Origin of the sequence: Paraburkholderia sp. GAS348 (assembly GCF_050434205.1) — a bacterium.
Taxonomy (GTDB): domain Bacteria; phylum Pseudomonadota; class Gammaproteobacteria; order Burkholderiales; family Burkholderiaceae; genus Paraburkholderia.
The window spans coordinates 398,716-406,536 of sequence record NZ_JBNPVT010000006.1 but is presented as its reverse complement, the minus strand read 5'-3'; the positions used below and the strand labels follow the sequence as shown (position 1 = coordinate 406,536).

The 7,821-nt window shown below is 59.3% G+C and carries 1 protein-coding gene; it reads left to right on the top strand.

The genetic code is table 11. The features are described from left to right. The first annotated feature begins 1,964 nt into the window (after positions 1-1,964). The gene (locus tag P3T22_RS14145; RefSeq protein ID WP_420488466.1) at positions 1,965-7,817 is read left to right on the top strand and encodes a hybrid sensor histidine kinase/response regulator; all 5,853 of its coding nucleotides are present in this window, start codon (positions 1,965-1,967) and stop codon (positions 7,815-7,817) included. The last annotated feature ends 4 nt before the right edge of the window (positions 7,818-7,821 follow it).

The window sequence follows — 7,821 nt, the reverse complement described above, 5'->3', positions numbered from 1 at the left end:
CACTGTCATCGTCGCACCCGGAAAGGAATGCTCGCGGCGCCGGCCAGGACAGGGACGTCGGCCAGCCACCATACCGCGTCAGCGGTTTAGTTCAAGGCTATTTATCGCAATGGCATCATTGCTAGGCGCACCTGGGGCCGCAACTTTTGTTTGAGCTCTGCGTAGTTCGGCTTGCCATGCACCGTTCGTATCGGTGCGACACGCCCGACAGAGTTACCTGTCTAGTCTGACCACTTATTCCGCGCGGCTACTGACGTGCTCCTGCACACGGAGTCTGCTAGTGTGGTACGACGATGAGGGGAATATCCGGAAAACGAAGGTGCGCAAATTTGGGAAGCGATACTCCGACGAGTTTTCGCGGTTAGTGAACGGTGGTCTAAGCTTGTGCGCAGCCGGTCGTCGCCTCGGTATGGGTGAGACAAGCGCTTTGATTAGGGGAAACAAGCTGCTGCATCAGAAGTCGGAGACGGTGTCTCATCAAAAAATGGTCTCCTCATTGCGCCGCGCTTGGAGCGCGTGCGTGCGAAGACAACCGAGCGTTGGCAGGTTGACTCGAGCTTTTAAGGACAGTCCGGCCGTCTTTCTAAAATTGTCGATATATGACGGCGATTGGCTGAAGGCCTTCAATCGACGACATGACGATAAAGGTCGTGGAAAGCGAATCGCTGCAAAGTGGGTTGCCAAAGCGACTGCTTCATTGAAATCAGCGCATGCCAGTCTGCTCGCGCTCGAGATACCAGTTCAGGTTACTTGGACCAAACTGACGGAGGTTGCGGGCCTAGGATTTTCGCGGGGGTGCATGCACCATCCCGAAATTGCAACGCTTCGAGAAGAGCTTTGTGAGCCGGTCGTGAGATTTCGGGACCGGGCCTTTGACATCTGGCTGAGCCGCTTAGCGAGCAATCGTCCCAAAACATCGGCCCAATTCGCAGAGGTGACAGGTCTCAGGACACTTTCGCCTGCCCAAAAGATGCGCCTTGAGGTTTGGCTGAAGAAATCATCTTAGCGCGGGGGCCGTTTTCGCCTCGCTGAAAGCACGCAATACTGCGCCGGAAAAGCCGCCGTAAAATGGTGCGGCGCAGCGTGAGAGCGCATCGCGCCCCATTTTAGAAGGCGGTGCCTTTGCCCGTTTGACGGGCTTGACACCGACTTTACGTGGTTTAAGACGATTGGAAGCGGGCGCTTTGGAAAATTGACACCAACTTTGAACCGCACGGGGATGCAGTTATGAACGTGGAATCACGGGGTGAAGGAAAAACTTAGCACCAACTATGTTGTGTTCCATTATGTGCTATTGGCGCACAACAAAGTCTGCACCAACGGCCTGGGCCGGGTTTGCATGCAACAAAGTCTGCTCCAAACGCCGAAATCGAGTTGCAGTGCACCATCCCGGATAGTCAACAGCTATGAGCCGGGCGGGTAACGCCGATCCGGCATCTCGCCTTCAGTAGCCTTCAAATTAGCGACGGAAGAGGTGCGGGCCAGACTTCTTCTTTATGCGACAGCCGACAATATGTGATCAGCTACCGGATGGCTTGCGCTACCAGGCAAGCAGTTGCCACGGCTCCACATCTATGGCACTAGCCAAAGCGTCGAGGGTGTTGGTAAATATTGGTAAACCGCGGTATAGCCTGGCGCTATTCAAAGCGCGAAATCACATGTTCGTGACGCGTAATGGGGCGAAGGGCATAACATACCCAGCATCGAATATTTTCGGACGTCGCCATAAATAAAAATTTGCTTACTTAACGACTGTTGAGGAATGCATGGACACTGTAGCGGTCGAATCATCGCGCCAAGTCAGCGAGCAATATGCTCTCGTCGCCAGCGCTCTAGGTGCGCTGCGCCGGGGTGATACGTCGTTTCGGCTGCCAGATAACTGGCCTGGAGATCTGGGAAGCCTCGCGTCCGAATTTAACGCGTTGGCCGTGCAAACAGCGCGGATTTCGCAGGACGTTGGGCGCATGACGCAGCGTCTTTCCGGACCGGCGGCCGATAGTCTGGACGCCGCCGTTAACACTGAAGCGCTTGCGGGTATGTGGCTCGACAGCGCATCGCACATCAATGCTCTCTTTGAAAGCGCGAAAGCCGGGCACGCGTGCACGAAAGCTATTCTCACCGCGCTGACTGCCTTGCAGAAGGGCGAGGTCGCGTCGCTGCCGCCGGACTGGACAGGAATGCACGGCAAGCTTTCGCATGTTTTCAACGGCGTGGTCGAGCAGAACATCCGCATGTCAGAAGAACTCGGCCGCTTAAGCCGGGTAGTCGGAAAGGAGGGGCGTCTGAAAGAGCGCGCGGCATTGCCCTATGCGCGAGGGTTCTGGGGCGAGTCGATCGAGGCTGTCAATTCCCTCATCGCAGACCTCGTTCACCCGACCAGTGAAGTCGCGCGGGTGATCGGTGCGGTCGCGCAGGGCGACCTCTCCAAGAGCATGGCGCTCGAGGCCGAAGGGAGGGCGTTGCAAGGCGAGTTCCTTCGTACGGCGAAAACCATCAACACGATGGTCGAACAGCTCGGCACGTTTGCCGCAGAAGTCACGCGGGTCGCGCGCGAAGTCGGCACGGAAGGCAAGCTGGGTGGGCAGGCCGACGTGCAGGGGGTGGCCGGTACCTGGAAGGACCTGACCGATTCAGTCAATTCGATGGCCGGCAATCTGACGAGCCAGGTCCGGAACATCGCCGAGGTGACCAAGGCAGTAGCGGCGGGCGACCTGTCCAAGAAGATCACGGTGGACGTCAAGGGCGAAATTCTCGAACTCAAGAATACGATCAACACGATGGTGGACCAGTTGCGCTCCTTTGCGTCGGAGGTGACAAGGGTGGCGCGCGAGGTGGGCACCGAAGGAAAACTGGGCGGCCAGGCCGACGTGCAGGGCGTGGCCGGTACCTGGAAGGACCTGACCGACAACGTCAACTTCATGGCAGGCAACCTCACGAGCCAGGTGCGCAATATTGCTGAAGTCACCAAGGCCGTGGCTGCGGGCGATCTGTCCAAGAAAATCACCGTCGATGTGAAGGGCGAAATCCTCGAACTCAAGAACACGATCAATACGATGGTGGATCAGCTGCGCTCGTTCGCGTCCGAAGTGACACGGGTGGCGCGGGAAGTGGGTACAGAGGGCAAGCTTGGCGGGCAGGCCGATGTGCAGGGCGTGGCCGGCACATGGAAGGACCTGACCGACTCGGTCAATTCAATGGGCAGTAACCTGACGGCGCAGGTGCGCAACATCGCTGATGTCACGACCGCGGTCGCGGCAGGCGACCTGTCCAAAAAAATCACGGTGGACGTGAAGGGCGAAATTCTCGAGTTGAAGAACACCATCAACACGATGGTGGACCAGTTGCGCTCGTTTGCGTCGGAGGTGACGCGGGTCGCACGAGAGGTAGGCACGGAGGGCAAGCTCGGCGGCCAGGCGGATGTGCAGGGCGTCGCCGGCACGTGGAAGGACCTCACGGATTCAGTCAATTCGATGGGCAGCAATCTCACGGCCCAGGTACGTAACATTGCCGCTGTGACGACCGCGGTGGCCGCCGGCGACCTGTCGAAGAAGATCACCGTCGATGTGAAGGGCGAAATCCTTGAACTGAAGAACACCATCAATACGATGGTTGACCAGCTGAGTTCGTTCGCATCGGAAGTGACCCGTGTCGCGCGGGAAGTCGGTACAGAGGGCAAGCTCGGCGGCCAGGCGGATGTGCAGGGTGTGGCCGGCACCTGGAAGGACTTGACCGACTCGGTCAATTCGATGGGCAGTAACCTGACGGCGCAGGTGCGCAACATCGCCGACGTGACGACGGCGGTGGCCGCCGGTGACCTGTCGAAGAAGATCACCGTTGACGTGAAGGGCGAAATCCTCGAGCTCAAGAACACCATCAACACGATGGTGGACCAGTTGCGTTCGTTTGCGTCGGAGGTGACGCGGGTCGCGCGCGAGGTGGGCACCGAAGGCAAACTCGGCGGCCAGGCGGATGTGCAAGGGGTCGCGGGTACCTGGAAAGATTTGACCGACAACGTCAATTTCATGGCGGGTAATCTGACAAGCCAGGTCCGCAATATCGCCGACGTGACGAAAGCCGTGGCGGCCGGCGACCTTTCAAAAAAAATTACGGTGGACGTGAAGGGCGAAATTCTCGAGTTGAAGAACACCATCAACACGATGGTCGACCAGCTCAGTTCGTTCGCGTCGGAAGTGACCCGCGTTGCGCGCGAGGTCGGCACGCTGGGTAAGCTGGGCGGCCAGGCGGACGTGCAGGGCGTGGCGGGAACCTGGAAGGACCTGACCGACAACGTCAACTTCATGGCCGGCAACCTGACCAGCCAGGTACGCAACATCGCGGACGTCACGAAGGCGGTCGCCGCGGGGGACCTGTCCAAGAAGATCACGGTGGACGTGAAGGGCGAGATCCTCGAACTGAAAAACACCATCAACACGATGGTGGATCAGTTGCGCTCGTTTGCGTCCGAGGTCACCCGTGTGGCCCGGGAAGTAGGTACGGAAGGCAAGCTCGGCGGCCAGGCGGACGTTCAGGGGGTGGCAGGCACCTGGAAGGATCTGACCGACAACGTCAATTTCATGGCGGGCAACCTGACGAGCCAGGTGCGTGGCATCGCGAAGGTGGTGACGGCCGTCGCAAACGGCGATCTGGCGCGTAAACTGACGGTCGAGGCGAAAGGGGAAATCGCAGCGCTCGCGGACACGATCAACAGCATGACCGACACACTGGCGACGTTTGCCGACCAGGTGACGACCGTGGCGCGCGAAGTCGGCGTCGAAGGCAAGCTCGGCGGACAGGCCAAGGTGCCGGGCGCTTCCGGTACGTGGAAAGGGCTGACCGAAAACGTGAACCAGCTCGCGGCCAATCTGACCACCCAGGTGCGAGCCATTGCGGAGGTGGCCACCGCCGTGACGCAAGGCGACCTCACGCGATCGATTACGGTCGAGGCGCTAGGCGAAGTCGCGGCACTGAAGGATACGATCAACGAGATGATCCGTAACCTGAAGGACACGACGCAGGTCAACACCGAGCAGGACTGGCTCAAGACCAATCTCGCCAAGTTCAGCCGCATGCTGCAAGGGCAGAAAGATCTCGTCGCCGTCGGCCAGCTCATCCTGTCCGAGCTTGCGCCGGTGGTCGGCGTGCAGCAGGCGGAGTTCTTCGTGCTCGACGCAGCATCCGAGTCGACTTCGCTTCGTCTGATGGCGAGCTATGCGTCGACCGGACGGCCGTCGCACGGCAAGCGTGTGCAACTGGGCGAAGGGCTGCTCGGGCAATGTGCGGTCGAGCGCCGCAAGATCCTGCTGGAACCCTCGGGGTCCGACAGTTTCCGTATCAAGTCCGGGTTGATCAGCGTCGTTCCGCACAACGTGCTGGTGCTGCCGATCGTCTTCGAAGGACAGGTCAAGGGCGTCATCGAGCTCGCGTCGGTCGAGCGCTTTAATCCCACCCACCAGGCCTTCCTCGATCAGCTGACCGAAAGCATCGGCATCGTCATCAATACGATTGAGGCCAATACGCGAACGGAGGACTTGCTCAAGCAGTCGCAGTCACTGGCGCACGAACTGCAAAGCCGTCAGGAAGAGTTGCAGCAGACCAATCAGGAACTGCAGGAAAAGGCACGGCTGCTCGCGCACCAGAACCAGGAAGTGGAGCGCAAGAACACCGAGGTCGAGCAGGCAAGACAGGCCCTTGAGGAAAAGGCGAAACAGCTTGCGTTGACCTCGAAGTACAAGTCTGAATTCCTCGCAAACATGTCCCATGAGTTGCGTACGCCGCTCAACAGCCTGCTGATTCTTTCCGACCAGCTCTGCAAGAATCCCGAGGGGAATCTGTCGAGCAAGCAGATCGAGTTTTCCAGGACGATTCACTCGTCCGGCAACGACCTCCTGATGTTGATCAACGATATCCTCGACCTGTCGAAGATCGAGTCCGGCACTGTTGTGATGGATTTTGCCGAACACCAGCTTGTGGACCTCACCTCTTATGTGGAGCGCACCTTCAGACACGTTGCGGACGCGCGCAGTGTCGATTTCGTCGTCCATGCCGGCGTGCGCTTGCCGGCGTCGATCCGCACCGATCTCAAGCGGCTCCAGCAGATCCTGAAGAACCTGCTGTCGAATGCGTTCAAGTTTACGCACCAGGGGCGCGTGACGCTTTCCATTGAGGAGGTGTTCGGCGGCTGGAGTGCCGATAACGAAGGGCTCAACCGCGCCCAGCCTGTCATAGCGTTCTCGGTGTCGGATACGGGCATAGGGATTTCGCCCGACAAGCAGCAGATTATCTTCGAGGCGTTCCAGCAGGCCGACGGCAGTACGAGCCGCAAATACGGCGGGACGGGCCTTGGTCTTGCCATCAGCCGCGAGTTGTCCAAGCTGTTGGGCGGGGAAATTCGCCTCGTCAGTTCGCCAAATAAGGGGAGCACCTTCACGCTGTACCTGCCCTTCTCGGGGGAAACAGGTTGGGTAGCTCGCAGGAAGATTGCCGTTCCTGGCGAAGATAACGACGCGATCGCGATCGCTGCCGAACCGGCGGCCGCTAGAACTGCCGCGCATGAAGCTGATTCGCTGGCGGCCGAGGAGTTCGTCAGTTCCGTGATCGGCGAGACGAGCGAACTCGCTGAAACTCCGGAAGACGATCGCCTACGCATCAAGCCCGGCGACAAGGTACTGCTGATCGTTGAAAACGATCTGGCGTTTGCACATTTTCTGCTCGACGCAGCGCGCGAACATGACTTCAAAGGGCTAATCACGCCGCTCGGCGCACCAGCGTTGACTTTAGCCGATCAGTTTAAGCCGGACATCATCACGCTCGATCTGTTTCTGCCGGATATGGACGGTTGGCGGGTACTCGCCCGCCTCAAGCACGATCTGGCGACGAGACATATGCCGGTCTGCGTCATCTCGACGGACGAATCGCGTGACCGGGCGCTACAGGCCGGTGCGTTCGCCTTTCTTTCCAAACCGATCCAGTCGCGCGAGGTGCTGGATGTCGCATTGCACTCGATGGCAGCGTACGTCGATGCGGCGCCGCGCAAGGTTCTGGTCGCGCTGCCCGAAGGGCTCGAGCGCGAGCAGTTATCCCGATTGATATCTAGCGATCGCATCGCATTGGGTTTCGTCTCAACGCGTGAACAGCTGCTCAGCGCGCTCGCTGAGCAGGAGCCGTGTGCGGTGATCGTCGGGTCCGCCCTGCTGGAGGCGAGCACGCGCGAGATCGAAGCGGAGCTCGCGCACCGCAACGAGTTTTCACCGCTGCCTCTGATCGTGTATGCAGCGCAGACAGATTCGCCGTCCGTCCGCACCAGCGACCGATTCGTGAGTCACACGGCCTCGAATCTTAGCCATCTTCTGGACTCGACGGTGGCGTTGCTGCACCTCAATCCCAAGTGGCTGCCGAACGAAGCGCGCGAGCTCATCGACAGTCTGCACCGGTCGGATGCGGATCTCGCTGGTCGCAAGGTGTTGATTGTCGATGACGACATGCGCAATATCTTCGCACTGGCTACCATTCTCGAGGATCATGGCATGCGCCATGTGTGGGCGGACAACGGCCACGACGCGATAATACTTGTCGAGAGCGACCCCGAAATCGACATCGTGCTGATGGACATCATGATGCCGGAGATGGACGGGCTGACAACTACGAGGGAAATCCGCAAGAGGCCCGTTGGGCGAACCCTTCCCATCATCGCAGTGACGGCGAAAGCGATGAAAGGCGACCGCGAACGCTGCATTGAAGCGGGGGCGTGGGACTATCTTTCGAAGCCCGTCAATCGGGAAGACCTGCTTGCCGTGCTTCACGCGTGGCTGCATAGATAGGAGG